The organism is Clostridium sp. AF37-5 (genome assembly GCF_003477605.1).
In the GTDB taxonomy this organism is placed as follows: domain Bacteria; phylum Bacillota; class Clostridia; order Lachnospirales; family Lachnospiraceae; genus Eubacterium_F.
On record NZ_QUDR01000001.1, the window covers coordinates 49,039 to 66,934 of the forward strand.

Genomic DNA, 17,896 nt, shown 5'->3' on the forward strand with positions numbered 1-17,896 from the left:
TATGGGCTGAACTTTTTCAAAAAAACTTTACAAATCCTATTGACTTAGTAGGGAATAGGTGATATGATAGGCACAGTTAAATTATATAAACCCTACATGAATAGTAGGAAAAAGGATGGTGAAAGCGATGGCTAAGATTGCAAAACAGTTGACAGAATTAATCGGAAATACTCCATTGCTGGAGTTGACAAATTATGAAAAGGAAAATGAGTTAGAGGCAAATCTGATTGTAAAATTGGAGTATTTTAACCCATTAGGAAGTGTAAAAGACCGTGTGGCTTATGCGATGATTGAGCAGGGAATTGCGGATGGGAAAATTAATTCAGATACCGTGATTATCGAGCCAACAAGCGGTAATACAGGAATTGGACTTGCATTTGTGACAGCGGCAAAGGGATTACACCTGATTCTTACGATGCCGGACACCATGAGTGTAGAGAGACGCAAGATTGTATCAGCGTTAGGTGCTGAAATTGTTCTTACACCGGGACGCGATGGTATGAAAGGTGCGATTAAAAAGGCGGAAGAGCTGAAAGAGGAATATGGAAATGCATTTATTCCACAGCAGTTTGAAAATGAAGCGAATCCGGCAATTCATAAAAAGACAACCGCACAGGAAATTTTGAAAGACACCGATGGCAAAGTTGATATTTTTGTATCGGCAGTTGGAACCGGCGGAACGGTTACCGGAACCGGACAGGGATTAAAAGAAGCAAATCCGGATGTAAAAGTTGTGGCTGTTGAGCCTGCCGGCTCACCGGTATTATCCGGAGGAAAGCCTGGACCACATAAAATTCAGGGAATTGGGGCCGGATTTGTGCCGGATGTTTTGGATAAAGAAATTTTGGATGAAATTATTCCGGTTGAGAATGATGATGCTTTTGAAACATCAAGAAAAGTAGCAAAGAGTGATGGATTGTTAGTTGGAATTTCTTCCGGTGCAGCACTTTATGCAGCTACACAGTTAGCAAAACGCAAAGAAAATGCAGGAAAAAATATTGTTGTTTTACTGCCGGATACCGGTGAGAGATATTTGTCCACTTCTTTGTTTGTAGTAGAGGAGTAAAGGAGCAGGCGATGAGAAAAAGAAAGAAGAGTGTCCTTCTTTTTCTGGTACTTGTGCTTATCCTTAGCGGCTGTGGAACGAAGTCAGATGTTATCACGATAACGAATGTTTCGTATGACCCGACAAGAGAATTTTATGAATCTTATAATACGATGTTTGAAGAATATTATAAGAAGACTTATAACAAGGAAGTTCAGGTGATACAGTCGCACGGCGGCTCCGGCAGTCAGGCGAGGTCGGTTGTGGAAGGGTGTAACGCGGATGTTGTTACACTTGCATTAGAGCATGACATTTCTCTGATTGAGAAGACGGGGCTTGTTGATGCCGGATGGATTAAAGAATTTCCAAAATTCTCTGCCCCTTATACATCGACCATTGTGCTGTTAGTGCGAAAAGGAAATCCAAAGCAGATTCACGACTGGGATGACTTAACGCGAAAAGGTGTGGAGGTCATTACACCGGATCCGAAAAGCAGCGGAGGTGCCTGCTGGAACTTCTTAGCAGCTCTTGGTTATGCAAAGACCAAATGGAGCGATGAGAACAAGCAGAAAGAATTTATGAGGCGGTTGTATCACAATGTATCAGTTATGGACTCCGGTGCCAGGGGTGCGACAACGACGTTTGTGGAAAATGGTAAAGGCGATGTGCTGATTGCATGGGAAAATGAAGCACTTGTAACTATGAAATCCTATGCCGGCAAGTATGAAATCGTAAATCCGTCTGTCAGTATTTTAGCACAGCCAAGTGTTGCAATTGTGGATGATAATGCAAAAGCAAATGGCTCAGAAGAAGTGAGTAAACGGTATTTGGATTTTCTTTATACGAAACAGGCACAGCGGTTAATTGGAAAAAGCGGTTACCGCCCAACCGACAAGGAAATTTTGCAGGAATTTGGAAATGAGTTTGATTTGTCTATAAGGTTATGGACGATTGACGATTTTGGCGGCTGGGAGAAAGCATATCAGAAATATTTTGATGATGATGCCATGTTTGATGAGATTTATAACTATTAGAAGAGGAGTTTTTCGGATGAGGAATACGGTAAGACAAAAGAGAGTGAAAAAAGCAAGAGTGATTCCCGGATTTCGCTGCACATTTGGAATTGTTGTGTTAATGCTTTCCCTGATTGTGCTGATTCCGCTGGCTTCAGTGCTTGTGTATTCCTTGAAAATTTCACCGGGAGAATTTTTCTCTCTTCTTTGGAAATCAAATGTAAGAAATGCTTTTTTAACAAGTATTGGCTGTTCACTTGTGGCGGCAGGAATCAATACGGTGTTTGGCGTTATCGTGGCATGGACTTTAGTAAAATATGATTTTCCGGGCAAGCGGATTGTGGACGGACTGATAGAACTTCCCTTTGCACTGCCGACAGCCGTAGCCGGAATTACACTTTCCAAATTATATTCGGAAACCGGATTTTTTGGAAAAATGTTAGCAGGTATTGGAATTAAGGTGACTTATACGAAAACCGGATTGGTTATCGCACTTGTGTTTGTCGGACTTCCTTTTGTAATCCGGGCGGTTCAGCCGGTCCTTGAAAAACTGGATGGACAGTATGAAGAAGCGGCTTATATGTTAGGTGCAAGCCCATCGAAAACATTTCGACGTGTGATTTTACCGGAATTAAGACCTGCGATTTTAACCGGATTTGGTCTGGCACTTGCCAGAGGAATTGGTGAATACGGCAGTGTCATTTACATATCAGGCAACAGTGCAAAAGAAAAGACACAGGTTGTTTCCTATGTAATTATGCAGAAATTAAGTTACATTGATTATGAGAGTGCGACGGCAATTGCCCTTGTGATGTTAGTGCTGTCATTCGTGTTATTATTGTTTGTCAATATCGTACAGGCACGGCAGGCGGCAAGAACAAATCTGTTATGAGGAGGAAAAAAGGATGGAACGACGAAAGAAAATAACAAAAATTATTTTAATCACGATTACCCTTTTATTTCTTCTGCTCATGCTTGCAGCACCACTTCTTTCGGTTCTTGTTAATTCGCTGAAAGAGGGAATCGGATTTTATGTGCAGGCGATTTCAACACCGTATGTGGTAAGTGCTTTGCTTGTTACTTTGTTAGCAACGGTGATTGCGGTTGTCGTAAATACCTTTTTTGGAATTTGTGCGGCATGGCTCTTGACGAAGTTTTCGTTCCGGGGCAAACAGATTTTAGCTACACTGATTGATATACCATTTTCCATTTCTCCGGTTATTGTAGGTCTTTCCTATTTGATGACATTTGGAAGACTGGGATGGTTTTATCCGGCGATTCGGGCGTTTAACCAGTTCTTTGGTACGAATATACGAATTACATTTGCAATACCGGGTGTTGTGCTCGCAACCATTTTTGTTACCTTCCCGTTTGTATCAAGAGAGATTCTTCCGGTGCTGAATGCACAGGGCAAAGATGAGGAAGAAGCGGCGGCTCTGATGGGTGCCAAAGGTTTTACGATTTTTCGTAAAATTACACTTCCACAGATGAAATGGGGACTGATTTATGGTATTATTTTATGTGCGGCGAGAGCACTTGGTGAGTTTGGCGCGGTAAACGCTTTGTCGAAAACGAGGGGTGAAACCTTTACCCTTCCGCTTGAAATCGATGCGTTATATATGTCGGGAACCGACACATCCGTAACAGCATCGTTTGCGGTATCGTCACTGCTAGTGATTATCGCAATCGTCATATTGTTTGTGAGAAATGTATTAGAACACCGAGATGGCAAGGAGAAAAAAGTATGTATGTAGAAATGAAAAACATTGTAAAAAAATATGGTGATTTTCTTGCTTCTGACCATGTAAGTCTTGGTGTAGAAAAAGGAAAGTTAGTTGCCTTGTTAGGACCATCCGGCAGCGGAAAGACGACCTTGTTGCGGATGATTGCAGGACTTGAGAATCCGAATGAAGGAGATATTTACATCGATGGCAAGCGGGTGAATGATGTACCGGCTGCTAAGCGTGGGATTGGTTTTGTCTTTCAGAATTATGCATTGTTTCGTTATATGACGGTATACGATAATGTGGCATTTGGACTGGTACTTCAGAAGATGCCGAAAAAGCAGATTAAGGAACGGGTTACGGAATTGTTGGCGATGACCGGTTTGTCAGGGATGGAAAAACGGTATCCGAATCAGTTGTCCGGCGGACAGAGACAAAGAGTTGCGTTTGCGAGAGCGCTAGCACCAAATCCAAGAGTTCTCTTACTGGATGAGCCGTTTGCTGCGATTGATGCGAAAGTGCGTACCGAACTTCGCTCGTGGTTGAAGGAGATGGTCGTAAAACTTGGTATTACAAGTATTTTTGTCACCCATGACCAGGAGGAAGCGGTCGAGGTTGCAGACGAAATCATTATTACCAATCATGGAACGATTGAGCAGATGGGAACGCCGGTTGAAATTTATAAAAGTCCGGCAACTCCGTTTGTGGCGAGATTTATCGGCAGGTCTTCGGTTGTTGAGGATTACGATAAATTAAAAGGTTTCGAGCGGATTGAACATGCCAATCAGGCGGTCATTCGTCCGGAATTTGTGAAAATCTCAAAGAGTGGAAAACTGGACCAATATATCAGTGCCGCTGAAACCGGTGTGGTAACGGATGTCGTGTTCCGAGGAAACCGAATGGATGTTACCGTGGACATCAATGGTATTTTGGTTGTTGGAGAACGTTCTTTGGAAAAAGATTTTGTTTTGGTTGGCGAGACGGTTCATGTATTGATTTACCGATTATATATCTTTGATTCGACGCAGACTTATTTGATGGAAAATAAAGAGATGCAGGAAAGAGAAGATGTATTTTACATTTAACGGGGAGGATACACCATGCAGATTGAGAACAAAAAGATATTGCATACGGACATTCTTATCATTGGCGGCGGAACGGCAGGGTGCTATGCGGCACTTACGATTCGTGAACAGTCCGATTATTCGATTGTCATTGCGGAAAAAGCAAATATCAAACGAAGCGGCTGTTTAGCGGCCGGCGTTAATGCCATTAATGCTTACATTGTGGATGGAAGAAAACCGGAAGATTATGTGGAGTATGCGAAAAAAGATGCGGACGGCATTGTAAGAGAAGATTTGCTGATGACGATGTCCGAAGGATTAAACCGTGTGACACATAAAATGGAAAACTTAGGACTTGTTATTTTAAAAGATGAAAATGGAAACTATGTTGCCAGAGGAAACCGCAACATAAAAATAAATGGAGAAAATATGAAGCCGCTTTTGGCAAAGGCGGTAGAAAAGTTAGAGGATGTCACAATTTTAAACCGGATTAATATTACCGATTACATTGTGGAGGAGAATGAAATCAAAGGAGCTTTCGGCTTTTCGATTGAAGAAGGTACCGCCTATGAGATAAGGGCAAAGAAGGTGCTCTGTGCGACCGGCGGTGCGGCAGGTTTGTACCGGCCGAATAATCTGGGATTTTCCCGCCACAAAATGTGGTATCCGCCGTTTAATACCGGAGCCGGTTATGCGATGGGGATTCGTGCCGGAGCAGAAATGACAACATTTGAAATGCGTTTTATCGCACTTCGCTGTAAAGATACAATTGCACCGACCGGAACGATTGCTCAGGGCGTTGGTGCGAAGCAGGTGAATGCCAAAGGAGAAGTATACGAAGATAAATACGGTCTGACAACATCGGAGCGTGTCTACGGCACGGTGATGGAAAATTTAGAGGGGCGCGGACCTTGTTATCTGAGAACAGAGGGCATTACCGCAGAGCAGGATGAGTCGCTGAAAAAAGCGTACTTAAACATGGCACCAAGCCAGACACTCAAATGGCTTGAATCGGGTAAAAATCCGAGTGAGCAGAATGTCGAAATCGAGGGCACTGAGCCTTATATCGTCGGTGGCCATACAGCGAGCGGCTACTGGGTTGATACCGACAGAGAGACTACGATTCATGGTTTGTTTGCCGCAGGAGATGTGGCAGGCGGATGTCCGCAGAAATATGTGACCGGTGCGATGGTTGAAGGTGAAATCGCAGCCAAGAAAATAGTTTCTCAATTGAATGAGGAAAGAGATAAAGAGAAGGCATCTGATGAGAGTGCAGAGAAAAAAGCTCTCGATGCAAAGATTACGGAGTACAACCGCTATTTATCAAATGAAGGCGGTATGTATGAGACGGAAGCACTGGAAGAGGCAATGCAGAAGGTAATGGATGAGTATGCCGGAGGTATTTCTACTCATTATCAATTCAATGAAAAACAGCTTGCGCTTGCGAAAGAAAAGATTGAAAAGATAGAAAAACTTGCTGAAAATGTAAACGCCGGTGATATGCATGAGTTGATGTTTGTGTATGAATTGAAAGAACGTCTTACCGTGTGCAAATCGGTAATTGCTCATCTTTTTGCAAGAAAAGAGACAAGATGGCACAGTTTTGATGAAAATTTAGATTATCCTAAAAAGAGCGGTGACTGGTTAAAGTATGTTAATTCCAAAATGGAAGATGGCAAAATCACCGTATTTACCCGTAAATTAGTTGGAAGGGAGGAGCATTATGAGCATCACGATGAATCAGGCGCTCTGTAAAGGCTGTAAAGCCTGCGAGCAGGTATGTCCGGGAAGCCTTATTAAAATGAATGAGGCAGGGAAAGCCTATATCAAGTACCCGAAGGACTGCTGGGGATGTTCCTCTTGTGTGAAAGAATGTCACTTCGGTGCGATTTCCCTCTACTTAGGAGCCGATATCGGCGGTATGGGAAGCAAAATGACAGTCGACAAAAAAGGAGACAAGCTGTACTGGCAGATACACAGACAGGATGGCGAAACCGAGCAGATTGTTCTAAATACGAAAGAGTCCAACAAATATTAACGAGGAGAGAAGAAAGGAAGGAAAACGATATGAGTGAATTATCACATCTGGATGAACTGGAGGCAGAGGCAATTTATATCATTCGCGAAGTTGCGGCGGAATGTGAAAAACCGGTTATGCTGTATTCGATTGGAAAAGACAGTTCGGTTATGTTACACCTGGCAATGAAAGCTTTTTATCCGGAGAAACCGCCATTTCCGTTTTTGCACGTAAACACGACATGGAAATTTAAAGAAATGATTGAGTTCCGTGACAGAAGAGCGAAAGAACTTGGCATTGAAATGATTGAATATATCAATGAGGAAGGAGTAAAGCAGGGCATTAATCCATTTGATCATGGTTCTGCTTACACCGATATCATGAAGACACAGGCATTGAAACAGGCGCTTGATAAATATGGTTTTACCGCAGCATTTGGCGGCGGACGAAGAGATGAAGAAAAGTCCCGTGCGAAAGAGAGAATCTTTTCTTTTAGAAATGAGCATCATGCCTGGGATCCGAAAAACCAGCGTCCGGAGATGTGGAAATTATATAATTCCCAGATTCAGAAACATCAGGAAGTGAGAGTGTTCCCACTTTCCAACTGGACAGAGACGGATATCTGGCAGTACATAAGACGGGAAAAAATTGAGATTCCTTCTTTGTATTTTGCAAAAGTCCGCCCGGTTGTTTACCGCGATGGCAACATTATTATGGTGGATGATGACCGCATGAAATTACGTCCGGGTGAAAAAATTGAGCATAAGAGTGTACGTTTCCGTACATTGGGATGCTATCCTCTGACCGGAGGATGCGAGTCAACGGCGACTACATTGGATGAAATTATTGATGAGACACTTAGTGCCGTATCGTCAGAGAGAACAACACGAGTAATAGATAATGAGGCAGCAGGAAGTATGGAAAGAAGAAAGAGAGAGGGGTATTTCTAAGATGAGCGGATTATTAAAATTTATTACATGCGGAAGCGTGGACGACGGAAAATCAACCTTGATCGGTCATATCCTGTATGATTCAAAACTTCTTTATGCCGATCAGGAAAAAGCGTTGGAACTTGACAGTAAAGTCGGAAGCCGCGGCGGTGCGATTGATTATTCGCTCTTGCTTGACGGATTGATGGCAGAGAGAGAGCAGGGAATTACGATTGACGTGGCATACCGCTATTTTACGACAGATAAGAGAAGTTTTATTGTAGCAGATACGCCGGGTCATGAAGAGTATACAAGAAACATGGCAGTAGGTGCTTCCTTTGCGGATTTGGCAGTTATTTTGATTGATGCCACACAGGGTGTTTTGATTCAGACAAGACGTCATGCGAGAATTTGTGCGTTGATGGGAATCAATTCGTTTGTATTTGCTGTTAATAAAATGGATTTGGTTGATTACAGTAAAGAGCGTTTTGATGAAATCGAAAAACAGATTCAAGAACTTGCCGGTGAACTGAATCTTCAGACAATTCAGATTATTCCGGTTTCCGCAACGGAAGGAGATAATGTAACAAAGAAATCCGATGCGATTGACTGGTATGAAGGACCGACTCTTCTTTCTTATTTGGAAGATGTGGATGTGGCAGAGGATTCTCATGAAAAAGGATTTTATATGCCGGTACAGCGTGTGTGCCGTCCAGACCATACCTTCCGTGGTTTTCAGGGACAGGTAGAAAATGGAAATATCCATGTGGGAGACGAGCTGACAACGCTGCCAAGCAATGAAAAGGCAAAAGTAAAAAGTATTTATGTTGGTGATAAGGATAGTAAAGAGGCGAAAAAAGGCCAGCCGGTTACCATTCAGTTAGACAGGGAAGTGGATGTTTCCCGCGGCTGTGTACTTACGGTAGATTCTGGTGTGAAAACGGCATCGACTCTGACTGCCACGATTTTGTGGATGGACGATGACGAATTGTTCCGTGGCAAAAACTTCTTCTTTAAACTCGGAACGAAAACAATTCCTTGTTCTGTGACAGAAATTTCTTATGCGGTAGATGTTAATACCGGTGAGAAAAAGGATGTAAAAAATCTTGCTAAAAATGAGATTGCAAGCTGCAAAATTTCACTGGCAGACCGCATTGTCATCGATGAATTTAAGAATCATAAAACGATGGGTGAATTCATTTTGATTGACCGTGTGACGAATATGACTTCTGCCTGCGGTGTCGTGGAAGAAGTGCATGAGAAAGAGCACAGTGTCTACGAAGGTCGTGTGGACCGAACTGTTCGTGCAGCAACCAATGGACAGAAGGCAATTACGGTTGAGTTTGTAAAAGATGACAAGAAGATAAACCGTGCGTTTGTGGAAGACGTCGAGAAAATTCTGAATCTGGATGGCAGACATACATATTTGTATGCCCCTGGAAAAAATGATGATATTGACTGTGTGATTAAACATTTACATCGTGCCGGTATTGTTGTATTATTGTTAGTTGATAAAAAGCAGGCAGATACCATTCAGAATAAGAGTGAATCGTACTTAAGTAACTGGCTTGACGAGGGCGCAGATGCGAAGTGGGCAGCGGATTATATCCGTGAGCAGTCCGTCTTTTTGGGTAATGAAGCAAAACGCGGTGATTACATTTAGAGGAGGACGCCATGAGATTTAATACAGCACTACTGCATCAGGTAGAAAAAGGGGATAAGGAGACCGGTGCTACACTGACTCCGATTTATCATTCCAGTGCTTTTTACCAGTCTTCGGCAGAACAGCATGAAAAGTTGTTTCATAATAAAGCAAACGGATTTTCCTATACGAGAATTAATAATCCGACGATTTTAGCTTTTGAAAATGAAATGACAGCATTGGAAGGTGGAATTGCATCGGTTGCCTGTGCATCCGGTATGGCAGCGATTACGAATGCGCTGTTAAATGTTGTCCGTGCGGGCGAGGAAATTTTAGCGAGTACGAGTTTGTACGGCGGATCCATCGATGTGTTTCATGATTTTGAGGCATTTGGCATTAAAACAGTATTTGTGGATATTCACGATGAGCAGGCGGTGGAAGCCGCCATCAATGAAAAGACCCGCGTGATTTTCGCAGAGACGATTGGTAATCCAAAACTTGACGTTGTGGATATTGAGAAGTTAGCAGAGACAGCACACAAACATAATCTGCCACTTGTGATGGATAACACGGTAGCAACGGCATATTTAGTACGCCCGATTGAAAAAGGAGCGGACATTGTAGTCAATTCGACCTCGAAATACATCAATGCCAACAGTGATGCTATCAGTGGTGTGATTACCGACAGCGGTGCTTTTCGCTGGGACAAGGAGAAATATCCGGGCATGGCAGAGTATGCGAAGTTTGGCAAATTTGCTTTCACGGCGAAACTGCGAAACGGTCTGTTCCGTAATACGGGAGCCTGTTTGTCTCCACAGACAGCGTTTTATAATCTCTTAGGTATGGAAACTCTGGGTCTGCGCATGGAGCGGGCCTGCGATAATGCGAAAAAACTGGCTGAATTTTTAAATACGTATCCGGATGTAACAGTGAATTATCCGGGACTTAGTGACAGTTTATGGCATGCACAGGCAGAGAAAGTTCTGCAAAATGGATATGGAGCAATTCTTACAATTCGAGTTGGCTCCAAAGAGCGTGCGTTTGGTTTGATTAACACATTGACAATACCGAAAATAGTGTCGAATATTGGCGATACGAAAACGTTAATCATTCATCCGGAATCAACGCTGAATGCACACAGTACACAAAAAGAAAAAGAAGAAGCGGGTGTTTTTGATGATTTGATTCGCATTAGTGTTGGAATTGAAGATGTGGAAGATTTAATCGAAGATTTTAAGCACGCACTCAAGTAGAAAGAGCAGGAGGATAAGAAAATGGCAGTAGACTACAGTACACTGAAAAAGGGCGGATTTATGCGCCAGAAACAAAAAAATTGTTTTTCTCTTCGATTGGCAGTCGTAGGAGGAAACTTAACCGCAGAGAATTTGAAGACAATTGCGGAAGTAGCAGACAAATATGGAGATGGACATGTTCACCTGACTTCCCGTCAGAGCGTGGAAATTCCATTTATCAAATTAGATGATATTGATGCCGTAAAAGAAGATTTGGCAAAAGGTGGCTGTAAGCCGGGTGTGTGCGGACCACGTGTTCGTACGATTACTTCCTGTCAGGGAAATCAGATTTGTCCAAGCGGCAACATTGACACATATGATATTGCAAAAAAACTGGATGAGAGATATTTCGCCAGAGAACTTCCACATAAGTTCAAATTTGGTGTAACCGGATGTCAGAACAACTGCTTAAAAGCAGAGGAAAATGATGTTGGTATCAAGGGCGCAACGAAAGTGCAGTGGAAAGAAGATGCCTGCATTTCCTGCGGTGTCTGTGTTAAGGCATGCCGTACCGGTGCGATTACTCTTGAGGATAATAAAATTAAAGTGGATGAGAGTAAATGTAATTACTGTGGACGCTGTGTGAAAGCCTGTCCGACGGATGCATGGGATGCAAAAAGCGGTTATCTCGTATCGTTTGGCGGATTGTTTGGTAACCGAATTTACAAGGGCGAGGAAATTTTGCCGGTGATTGAATCTGAGGAAGATTTGTTCCGTGTAACGGACGCAGCAATTCAGTTTTTTGATGATAACGCAAATCCAAGCGAACGTTTCCGATTCACAATCGAGAGAGTTGGCGAAGATAAATTTATAGAAAAGATGAAGGAGGCATATCATGGCTGAGTTTGAAGTAGATGAAAGAGTAGATATTACGGATGTTGTCTGCCCGATGACATTTGTAAAGGCAAAAGTGGCAATGGAAGAGTTGGAAATCGGACAGGTGTTAGCGGTTACGATGAATGATGGAGAACCGGTTCAGAATGTGCCAAGAAGTTTTAAGGAAGAAGGACAGCAGGTTCTGAAATTGATTGACAATGAAAATGGCACCTATGATTTGATTGTTAAAAAGGTAGAAGAATAGGAGGCAGGACATGGCAAAGCGAGTGAATGCAGAAGAGTTTGAAGCCGAAGTTCTTAAGGCGTCTCTTCCGGTTATCGTTGAATTTTATTCGGATAGCTGTATTCCATGTAAACAATTATCGCCGGTTTTAGGCGGAATTGAAGATGACTATGAGGATAAACTTATCGTCGTCAAAGTAAATGTGAATTTTGATGCCGAACTGGCACAAAAATATGAAGTAGCAGCTTCCCCAACCCTTTTGTTTTTCAAAGAGGGAAAAGAAGTAAACCGAATCCGAGGTCTTGTAAAGCGGAAAGAGTTAGAAGAAGCTGTAGAGGAAGTTTTATAAAGGAGGATATGAAAATGGTAGTAACCGTAGCTGGAGAAAAGAAAACATACGATGAGGGTTTGACAATCGCAAAACTCATTGAGGTTGAGAAAGTGGAAAACCCGGATTATGTAACCGTAACAGTGAACGATGAATTTGTGGAAAGCACAGATTTTGCTACAACGGCACTCAAAGAAAATGATGTCGTAGAATTTCTTTATTTCATGGGAGGAGGCGCAAATTAATGGCGTTTACAAATGAGCAGATGGAGCGCTATTCCCGGCATATTATTTTGCAGGAAGTAGGCGTGAAAGGACAGAAAAAGCTGTTAAACGGCAAAGTCCTTATTATCGGAGCCGGTGGACTTGGTGCTCCGGCAGCAATGTATCTGGCAGCAGCCGGTGTTGGAACCATTGGTATTGTCGATGCGGATGAGGTAGATTTGTCGAACTTGCAGCGTCAGATTATTCATGGCACGGCAGATGTAGGCAAAGCAAAAGTAAAATCGGCAAAAGAGACGATGAATGCGATGAACAGTGATGTGGTAGTAAATACATACCGCGAGTTTGTAACATCGGAAAATATTATGGATTTGATTGCGGATTATGATTTTATCATTGATGGTACAGATAACTTCCCGGCGAAATTTTTGATTAACGATGCCTGCGTAATGGCAAAGAAACCATTTTCCCATGCAGGAATCATCCGCTTTAAGGGCCAGCTTATGACCTATGTTCCGGGGGAAGGACCATGCTACCGCTGTGTTTTCAAGGATCCGCCTCCGAAGGATGCTGTTCCAACCTGTAAACAGGCCGGTGTTATCGGTGCTATGGGCGGTGTTATCGGAAGTTTGCAGGCGATGGAAGCAATTAAGTATCTGATTGGTGTTGGCGATTTGCTGACCGGAAAACTTTTGACTTATGATGCCCTTAAGATGGAATTTCACACGATTAAACTGCCAAAGGCAAATGGCACCTGCGCAGTCTGCGGTGATCATCCGACAATTACGGAGTTAATTGATTACGAGCAGGTAGAGTGTGACGGAAAGTAGGCGGAAAGGAAGAAAAGGATATGTTATTTTTGACAAAAAGTGATTATGAGAAAATGTTAGCTCACTGCAAAGAAGGTCTTCCGAATGAAGCCTGTGGTTTGATTGGCGGTGTTGTGGAAGGGGAAAAACAGTATGTGAAAAAGGTTTATCTTCTGACAAACATGGATGAGAGCAACGAGCATTTTTCCATGGATCCGAAAGAGCAGCTTGCGGCAGTCAAAGATATGCGTAAAAATGGCTATGTGCCGCTTGGCAATTTCCATTCTCATCCGGAGTCTCCATCGAGACCATCGGAGGAGGACAAACGGCTTGCCTATGATTCCAAGGCAAATTATCTGATTTTATCGTTGATGGAAGCAGACAATCCGGTATTGAATGCGTTCCGTGTCGATGAGGAAAAACAGGTGACAAAAGAGAAATTAGTAATTTCGTAATAAAAAGGAAAGAAGGTAGCGTCTGCCTTCTTTCTTCTATATCGAGGAGGTCGAAATGGCATTTTTCCCATTTATGATTCAGATGCAGGATAAGTTATGTGTTATCGGCGGCGGTGGCAAAGTGGCATACCGAAAAGTTTCTATGATGCTGTCGTTTGGGGCACGTGTTACGGTGATTGCACCAAAAATTTGCGATGAATTGCAGAAAATTGAATCGAAACAAGATGCCCTTTTATTGGTTCAAAGACCATTTGAGGATGGTGATATCGAAGGAGCCGATGTGGTGATTATGGCGACGAATGACAGTGAAGTCAATTCCCATATCGCTGCCATTTGTAAGGACAAACGGATTCTTGTCAATGTAGTGGATGTCAAAAAAGACTGCGGTTTTTATTTTCCGGCAATTATAAAGCAGGATGATGTCGTAGTTTCGGTTTCGACCGGTGGCAGTGCTCCGGCGTTAGCTTCTCAGATAAAAAAGAGTATTAGGAGCCATCTGCCGGATAACTGCGGAGATATGGCAAAGACGCTTCTTGAAAAAAGAAATGCGGTTTTGAAAACAGAGCCGGAGGAAGAAAAACGGAAAGAGATTATGTTGGACATGGTAAAAAAAGAGTGGAAAAAATCAGTCATTCGGATTGGTACAAGAAAAAGTGAACTGGCAAAAATTCAGACCGGACTGGTTGTTTCAAAATTGCAGGAGGCATTTCCGGAGTATGAATACGAAATTGTGTATATGACAACCAAAGGCGATAAGGAAAAGGATTCGCCGATTCCTTCCTTTGGCGGAAAAGCCGTGTTTGTTGAAGAATTTGAACAGGCGCTTTTAGACGATACGATTGATTTGGCGGTGCACAGTGCAAAAGATATGCCAAACCCGTGTAAAGACGGACTTACGGTTGCCGGTGTTTTGGAGCGTGCCTGTGTGCAGGATGTACTCATTTACAAAAAGGAAACTTCCTTTACAAAGGATTCTGTTTTTACCATTGGAACAGGGAGTCTGCGCAGACAGTGCCAGATTAAAAAGATGTATCCGAATGCCGTCTGCAAAAGTCTTCGAGGAAATATCGGCACAAGGCTCAATAAACTGCGGGCAGGCGAGTACGATGCGATTGTGTTGGCTGCTGCCGGAATTAGGCGACAGGGTATTGACAACGATTCGGATTTTGTTTACGAGTATCTTTCTGTAAAGGAGATGCTTCCGGCGGCAGGTCAGGCAGTGATTGCGATGGAGACAAAAAAAGGAACGCTTGCTAATGAACTTGCCGAAAAAATTTCGGATGTTCATACAGCAGAGTGTCTGCGGACAGAGCGCGCGGTCCTCACGAAATTAAATGCCGGATGCCATGAGCCAATTGGTGTTTTGTGTACCCTCGATGGACATAGGATGAATCTTTCTCTGATGGAAGAAAAAGAGGGAGAAGTAATCCGGCGGTCGGTGCAGGGGGACAGAGGAGATTGGCAAAATCTTGTAGAAAAATTGTGTCAGGAGAGGAAATCATAGTATGGTTTATTTAATCGGAGCGGGTCCCGGAAATCCGGAGTTAATTACGGTAAAAGGGCTTCGTTTGCTGCAAAAATGCGATGCGGTCATATATGACAGGCTTTTGTCGGAGGAACTGCTTTCTGTGGTTCCTGAAAACTGCTATAAAATTTATGTGGGAAAGAAACCGATGAGCCACGCAAAGAAGCAGGAAGAGATTAATGAGATTCTGATTCAGACGGCAAAACAGTATAAAAATGTTGTCCGCTTAAAAGGCGGTGACCCATTTGTTTTTGGACGCGGCGGCGAGGAGGTTTTAGCACTGCAGAAAGAGAAAATTCCATTTGCTTTGGTGCCTGGTGTGACAAGTGCAGTGGCAGTGAGTGAGCTCGCCGGAATTCCTTTGACTCATCGTAAGGAAAGCCGCAGTTTTCATGTGTTTACCGGTCACACAAAAGAGGGGGCAGAGCAATCTTTTTCCCATATTACGAAACAGGATGGCACGAGTGTATTTTTGATGAGTGTCGCAAATATCCGCATGATTGCAGACCGGCTGATGGAACAGGGACAGGATGAGTTAACACCCGTTGCGGTGATTTCCCACGGAACGATGCCGGATGAGAAACGTGTCTATGGAACACTTTCCGATATTGCGGATAAAGTAATTAAAAATAAAATTACTTCCCCGGCGGTTTTTGTTGTGGGACAGACGGCAAAATATCATTTTGTCAGTGAGGATTTTGGTGTGCTTGCCGGGAAAAAAATCGGTACAACAGCAACGCAGAAACTGCATAATAAACTGCGTGAAATGATGGAAGACAAAGGGGCTTTTGTTTTTCCTCTTTGTGAAATGAAAGTTGTCTGTACAGATGGTGCAGAGAAACTTTTGGATGAATTATCTCAGATAAAAAAATATGACTGGATTGTTTTCACAAGCCAGAATGCGGTTCATTTATTTTTTGCTGAGGCAGATAAGAAACAAATTGACAGACGGGAGTTTGCGAAGGTTCGTTTTGCTGTCGTTGGCAGCGGAACGAAAAAGGCACTGGAAACGTATGGATTTTATGCGGATTATATGCCAAAACAGTTTACGACAGAGGCACTTGCCAAAGGGCTTACAGATGTCGTGAAACCGGGAGAACATCTGCTTCTTCCAAGGGCTTTGCAGGCAAGTGAAGAACTTGTTTTAGAACTGCAAAAGAAGTCTGTTACGATTACGGAAATCCCTTTTTATGATGTTGAAGGGGCTTTTTCAGAGGCTTTGTCTATGTGGAAGAATATGGACGTGGCTGCATTTTTCAGCGCATCCGGCGTTGAGGCGTTTGTTTCCCGGATGGGTAAGGACAAGATAGGAGAATGGGAGCGTGACCGCAAAAAAGAGCATGTTGCGGTTGCGGCGATTGGTGAAGTGACGAAAAAAAGACTGCAGGCGTATGGAATCGATGTGGATGTGGTTCCAGAGCAATGCGATTTAGAACATTTAGACAGGGCGCTTGAGCAGTTTTATCAATAGAGAAAGGAAGTAAGGCTATGACACAGTCGGAACAGTTATTTGAAAAATCCGAACACTTTCTGCCCGGTGGTGTAAATTCGCCGGTTCGTGCATTCCGCAATGTGGGCGGGACGCCGGTATTTGTAAAAAGTGGAAAAGGTTCTCATATTTTGGATGAGGATGGGAATGATTATATTGATTATGTTTGTTCGTATGGTCCGGGAATTTTGGGACATGCATATCCGGCTGTGATTGAAGCGGTGAAACAGGCATGTGAACAGGGACTTACCTTTGGGGCGCCGACGAAAAAAGAATATGAAATTGCGTCGTTAATTCATGACATGATGCCATCGATGGAAATGATGCGTATGGTAAATTCCGGAACGGAAGCGGTGATGAGTGCCATCCGTGTCGCGAGAGGATATACCGGCAAAGATTACATTGTAAAATTTAAGGGTTGTTATCATGGTCACTCAGACGGACTTTTGGTAAAGGCAGGTTCTGCGGCACTTTTGCAGGCTGTGCCGGACAGTGCCGGTGTGCCAAAGGGTTATACAGAGACAACATTGATTGCTGAGTATAATAAACCGGAATCGGTAAAAGCATTGTTTGAAAAATATGGTGATAACATTGCGGCGGTTATTGTGGAGCCGGTGGCAGCCAATATGGGTGTGGTTTGTCCGGAAAAAGGTTTTCTGCCTTTTTTACGGGAGATTACAAAAAAGTATCAATCTCTTTTGATTTTCGATGAGGTCATTACAGGCTTTCGTCTGGCAAAAGGAGGTGCGCAGGAGTATTACGGCGTGACACCGGATTTGACGACACTTGGAAAAATCATTGGCGGCGGTATGCCGGTAGGCGCATATGGAGGCAGAAAAGAAATTATGTCGTGCGTTGCACCGCTTGGGGAAGTGTATCAGGCAGGAACTCTTTCGGGAAATCCGATTGCAATGACTGCAGGAATTGAGACACTGAAAATTCTGCGTGATTCGGATACGATTTATAAAACCATTGAGAAAAAGGCAGAAAAACTGGCAGCAGTGATGCGTGAAACATTTGGAGAAACGGTCTGTGTAAATCAGGTTGGCTCTCTTATGAGTTTGTTTTTTACCGATGAAAAAGTGGTTGATTATGATACGGTGCAGACCTCGGATACAAATCGCTATTCGGCTTATTTTAAGGCGATGTTGAAAGAGGGCATTTATTTGGCACCGTCTCAGTTTGAGGCTATGTTTGTGTCAGCGGCACATACGGATAAGGATATCGAAAAGACATGTGAGCAGATTAGAAAGTTTGCCAATCAGAAGTAGATTAGGAGGGAT

The 17,896-nt window shown here is 43.2% G+C and carries 19 protein-coding genes; all 19 read left to right on the forward strand.

Annotated features, from left to right (window positions below; all coding sequences use genetic code 11):
* Positions 1-127 precede the first annotated feature (127 nt).
* The 19 genes from cysK to hemL are packed head-to-tail and all read left to right on the forward strand — an operon-like array spanning position 128 to position 17,884.
* Complete coding sequence (cysK, locus tag DW019_RS00220; protein WP_118442229.1) at positions 128-1,066, forward strand: cysteine synthase A; 939 nt, start codon at positions 128-130, stop codon at positions 1,064-1,066.
* An 11-nt stretch (positions 1,067-1,077) separates the two neighbouring features.
* The gene (locus DW019_RS00225) at positions 1,078-2,079 is read left to right on the forward strand and encodes a sulfate ABC transporter substrate-binding protein (RefSeq protein WP_118442130.1); all 1,002 of its coding nucleotides are present in this window, start codon (positions 1,078-1,080) and stop codon (positions 2,077-2,079) included.
* Between the two features lie 16 nt (positions 2,080-2,095).
* The gene (gene cysT / locus DW019_RS00230; RefSeq protein WP_118442131.1) at positions 2,096-2,950 is read left to right on the forward strand and encodes a sulfate ABC transporter permease subunit CysT; all 855 of its coding nucleotides are present in this window, start codon (positions 2,096-2,098) and stop codon (positions 2,948-2,950) included.
* A 13-nt stretch (positions 2,951-2,963) separates the two neighbouring features.
* Entirely contained in the window at positions 2,964-3,812 is an 849-nt protein-coding gene (locus DW019_RS00235; RefSeq protein WP_022378157.1) for a sulfate ABC transporter permease subunit, read from the forward strand.
* Positions 3,803-4,867 carry an ABC transporter ATP-binding protein gene (locus tag DW019_RS00240; RefSeq protein ID WP_118442132.1) on the forward strand — a complete coding sequence of 355 codons (1,065 nt, stop codon included), beginning with the start codon at positions 3,803-3,805 and terminating at the stop codon, positions 4,865-4,867. The genes DW019_RS00235 and DW019_RS00240 overlap by 10 nt, the downstream gene beginning before the upstream one ends.
* A gap of 15 nt (positions 4,868-4,882) precedes the next feature.
* Complete coding sequence (locus DW019_RS00245; protein ID WP_118442133.1) at positions 4,883-6,601, forward strand: adenylyl-sulfate reductase subunit alpha; 1,719 nt, start codon at positions 4,883-4,885, stop codon at positions 6,599-6,601.
* Entirely contained in the window at positions 6,570-6,884 is a 315-nt protein-coding gene (locus tag DW019_RS00250) for a ferredoxin family protein (protein ID WP_022378154.1), read from the forward strand. Before DW019_RS00245 ends, DW019_RS00250 begins: the two co-directional genes overlap by 32 nt.
* 29 nt (positions 6,885-6,913) lie before the next feature.
* Positions 6,914-7,813 carry a sulfate adenylyltransferase subunit CysD gene (gene cysD, locus DW019_RS00255; protein WP_022378153.1) on the forward strand — a complete coding sequence of 300 codons (900 nt, stop codon included), beginning with the start codon at positions 6,914-6,916 and terminating at the stop codon, positions 7,811-7,813.
* 1 nt (position 7,814) lies between these two features.
* A complete protein-coding gene (locus DW019_RS00260) occupies positions 7,815-9,455 on the forward strand; it encodes a GTP-binding protein (RefSeq protein ID WP_117478374.1) in 1,641 nt (546 codons plus the stop codon).
* Positions 9,456-9,466: 11 nt separating this feature from the next.
* Positions 9,467-10,687 (forward strand): aminotransferase class I/II-fold pyridoxal phosphate-dependent enzyme, encoded by a 1,221-nt coding sequence (locus tag DW019_RS00265; protein ID WP_118442134.1) that lies wholly within the window; start codon positions 9,467-9,469, stop codon positions 10,685-10,687.
* 21 nt (positions 10,688-10,708) lie between these two features.
* The gene (locus tag DW019_RS00270; RefSeq protein ID WP_117478372.1) at positions 10,709-11,569 is read left to right on the forward strand and encodes a 4Fe-4S binding protein; all 861 of its coding nucleotides are present in this window, start codon (positions 10,709-10,711) and stop codon (positions 11,567-11,569) included.
* Positions 11,562-11,807 carry a sulfurtransferase TusA family protein gene (locus DW019_RS00275; protein ID WP_022378148.1) on the forward strand — a complete coding sequence of 82 codons (246 nt, stop codon included), beginning with the start codon at positions 11,562-11,564 and terminating at the stop codon, positions 11,805-11,807. The genes DW019_RS00270 and DW019_RS00275 overlap by 8 nt, the downstream gene beginning before the upstream one ends.
* 10 nt (positions 11,808-11,817) lie before the next feature.
* Positions 11,818-12,135: a thioredoxin domain-containing protein gene (locus tag DW019_RS00280; protein WP_117478371.1), complete on the forward strand. Its 318-nt coding sequence runs from the start codon at positions 11,818-11,820 to the stop codon at positions 12,133-12,135.
* Positions 12,136-12,149: 14 nt separating this feature from the next.
* Positions 12,150-12,359, forward strand: a complete 210-nt coding sequence (gene thiS, locus DW019_RS00285; RefSeq protein ID WP_022378146.1) for a sulfur carrier protein ThiS — start codon at positions 12,150-12,152, stop codon at positions 12,357-12,359.
* A complete protein-coding gene (gene thiF / locus DW019_RS00290; RefSeq protein WP_022378145.1) occupies positions 12,359-13,165 on the forward strand; it encodes a thiazole biosynthesis adenylyltransferase ThiF in 807 nt (268 codons plus the stop codon). Before thiS ends, thiF begins: the two co-directional genes overlap by 1 nt.
* A 20-nt stretch (positions 13,166-13,185) precedes the next feature.
* Entirely contained in the window at positions 13,186-13,599 is a 414-nt protein-coding gene (locus tag DW019_RS00295; protein ID WP_118442135.1) for a M67 family metallopeptidase, read from the forward strand.
* Between the two features lie 55 nt (positions 13,600-13,654).
* The gene (gene hemC / locus DW019_RS00300; protein ID WP_118442136.1) at positions 13,655-15,103 is read left to right on the forward strand and encodes a hydroxymethylbilane synthase; all 1,449 of its coding nucleotides are present in this window, start codon (positions 13,655-13,657) and stop codon (positions 15,101-15,103) included.
* 1 nt (position 15,104) lies between these two features.
* A complete protein-coding gene (gene cobA, locus DW019_RS00305) occupies positions 15,105-16,595 on the forward strand; it encodes a uroporphyrinogen-III C-methyltransferase (RefSeq protein WP_118442137.1) in 1,491 nt (496 codons plus the stop codon).
* A 17-nt stretch (positions 16,596-16,612) separates the two neighbouring features.
* Positions 16,613-17,884 (forward strand): glutamate-1-semialdehyde 2,1-aminomutase, encoded by a 1,272-nt coding sequence (gene hemL, locus DW019_RS00310; protein ID WP_118442138.1) that lies wholly within the window; start codon positions 16,613-16,615, stop codon positions 17,882-17,884.
* The last annotated feature ends 12 nt before the right edge of the window (positions 17,885-17,896 follow it).

What these genes read in the sequence shown, in the direction of transcription:
- thiS (WP_022378146.1), top strand. Translation starts at nt 12,150, where the DNA reads ATGGTAGTAACCGTAGCTGGAGAAAAGAAAACATACGATGAGGGTTTG.
- DW019_RS00225 (WP_118442130.1), top strand. Translation starts at nt 1,078, where the DNA reads ATGAGAAAAAGAAAGAAGAGTGTCCTTCTTTTTCTGGTACTTGTGCTT.
- DW019_RS00275 (WP_022378148.1), top strand. Translation starts at nt 11,562, where the DNA reads ATGGCTGAGTTTGAAGTAGATGAAAGAGTAGATATTACGGATGTTGTC.
- cobA (WP_118442137.1), top strand. Translation starts at nt 15,105, where the DNA reads ATGGTTTATTTAATCGGAGCGGGTCCCGGAAATCCGGAGTTAATTACG.
- cysT (WP_118442131.1), top strand. Translation starts at nt 2,096, where the DNA reads ATGAGGAATACGGTAAGACAAAAGAGAGTGAAAAAAGCAAGAGTGATT.
- hemC (WP_118442136.1), top strand. Translation starts at nt 13,655, where the DNA reads ATGGCATTTTTCCCATTTATGATTCAGATGCAGGATAAGTTATGTGTT.
- DW019_RS00250 (WP_022378154.1), top strand. Translation starts at nt 6,570, where the DNA reads ATGAGCATCACGATGAATCAGGCGCTCTGTAAAGGCTGTAAAGCCTGC.
- hemL (WP_118442138.1), top strand. Translation starts at nt 16,613, where the DNA reads ATGACACAGTCGGAACAGTTATTTGAAAAATCCGAACACTTTCTGCCC.
- DW019_RS00265 (WP_118442134.1), top strand. Translation starts at nt 9,467, where the DNA reads ATGAGATTTAATACAGCACTACTGCATCAGGTAGAAAAAGGGGATAAG.
- DW019_RS00260 (WP_117478374.1), top strand. Translation starts at nt 7,815, where the DNA reads ATGAGCGGATTATTAAAATTTATTACATGCGGAAGCGTGGACGACGGA.
- thiF (WP_022378145.1), top strand. Translation starts at nt 12,359, where the DNA reads ATGGCGTTTACAAATGAGCAGATGGAGCGCTATTCCCGGCATATTATT.
- DW019_RS00280 (WP_117478371.1), top strand. Translation starts at nt 11,818, where the DNA reads ATGGCAAAGCGAGTGAATGCAGAAGAGTTTGAAGCCGAAGTTCTTAAG.
- cysK (WP_118442229.1), top strand. Translation starts at nt 128, where the DNA reads ATGGCTAAGATTGCAAAACAGTTGACAGAATTAATCGGAAATACTCCA.
- DW019_RS00240 (WP_118442132.1), top strand. Translation starts at nt 3,803, where the DNA reads ATGTATGTAGAAATGAAAAACATTGTAAAAAAATATGGTGATTTTCTT.
- DW019_RS00295 (WP_118442135.1), top strand. Translation starts at nt 13,186, where the DNA reads ATGTTATTTTTGACAAAAAGTGATTATGAGAAAATGTTAGCTCACTGC.
- cysD (WP_022378153.1), top strand. Translation starts at nt 6,914, where the DNA reads ATGAGTGAATTATCACATCTGGATGAACTGGAGGCAGAGGCAATTTAT.
- DW019_RS00245 (WP_118442133.1), top strand. Translation starts at nt 4,883, where the DNA reads ATGCAGATTGAGAACAAAAAGATATTGCATACGGACATTCTTATCATT.
- DW019_RS00235 (WP_022378157.1), top strand. Translation starts at nt 2,964, where the DNA reads ATGGAACGACGAAAGAAAATAACAAAAATTATTTTAATCACGATTACC.
- DW019_RS00270 (WP_117478372.1), top strand. Translation starts at nt 10,709, where the DNA reads ATGGCAGTAGACTACAGTACACTGAAAAAGGGCGGATTTATGCGCCAG.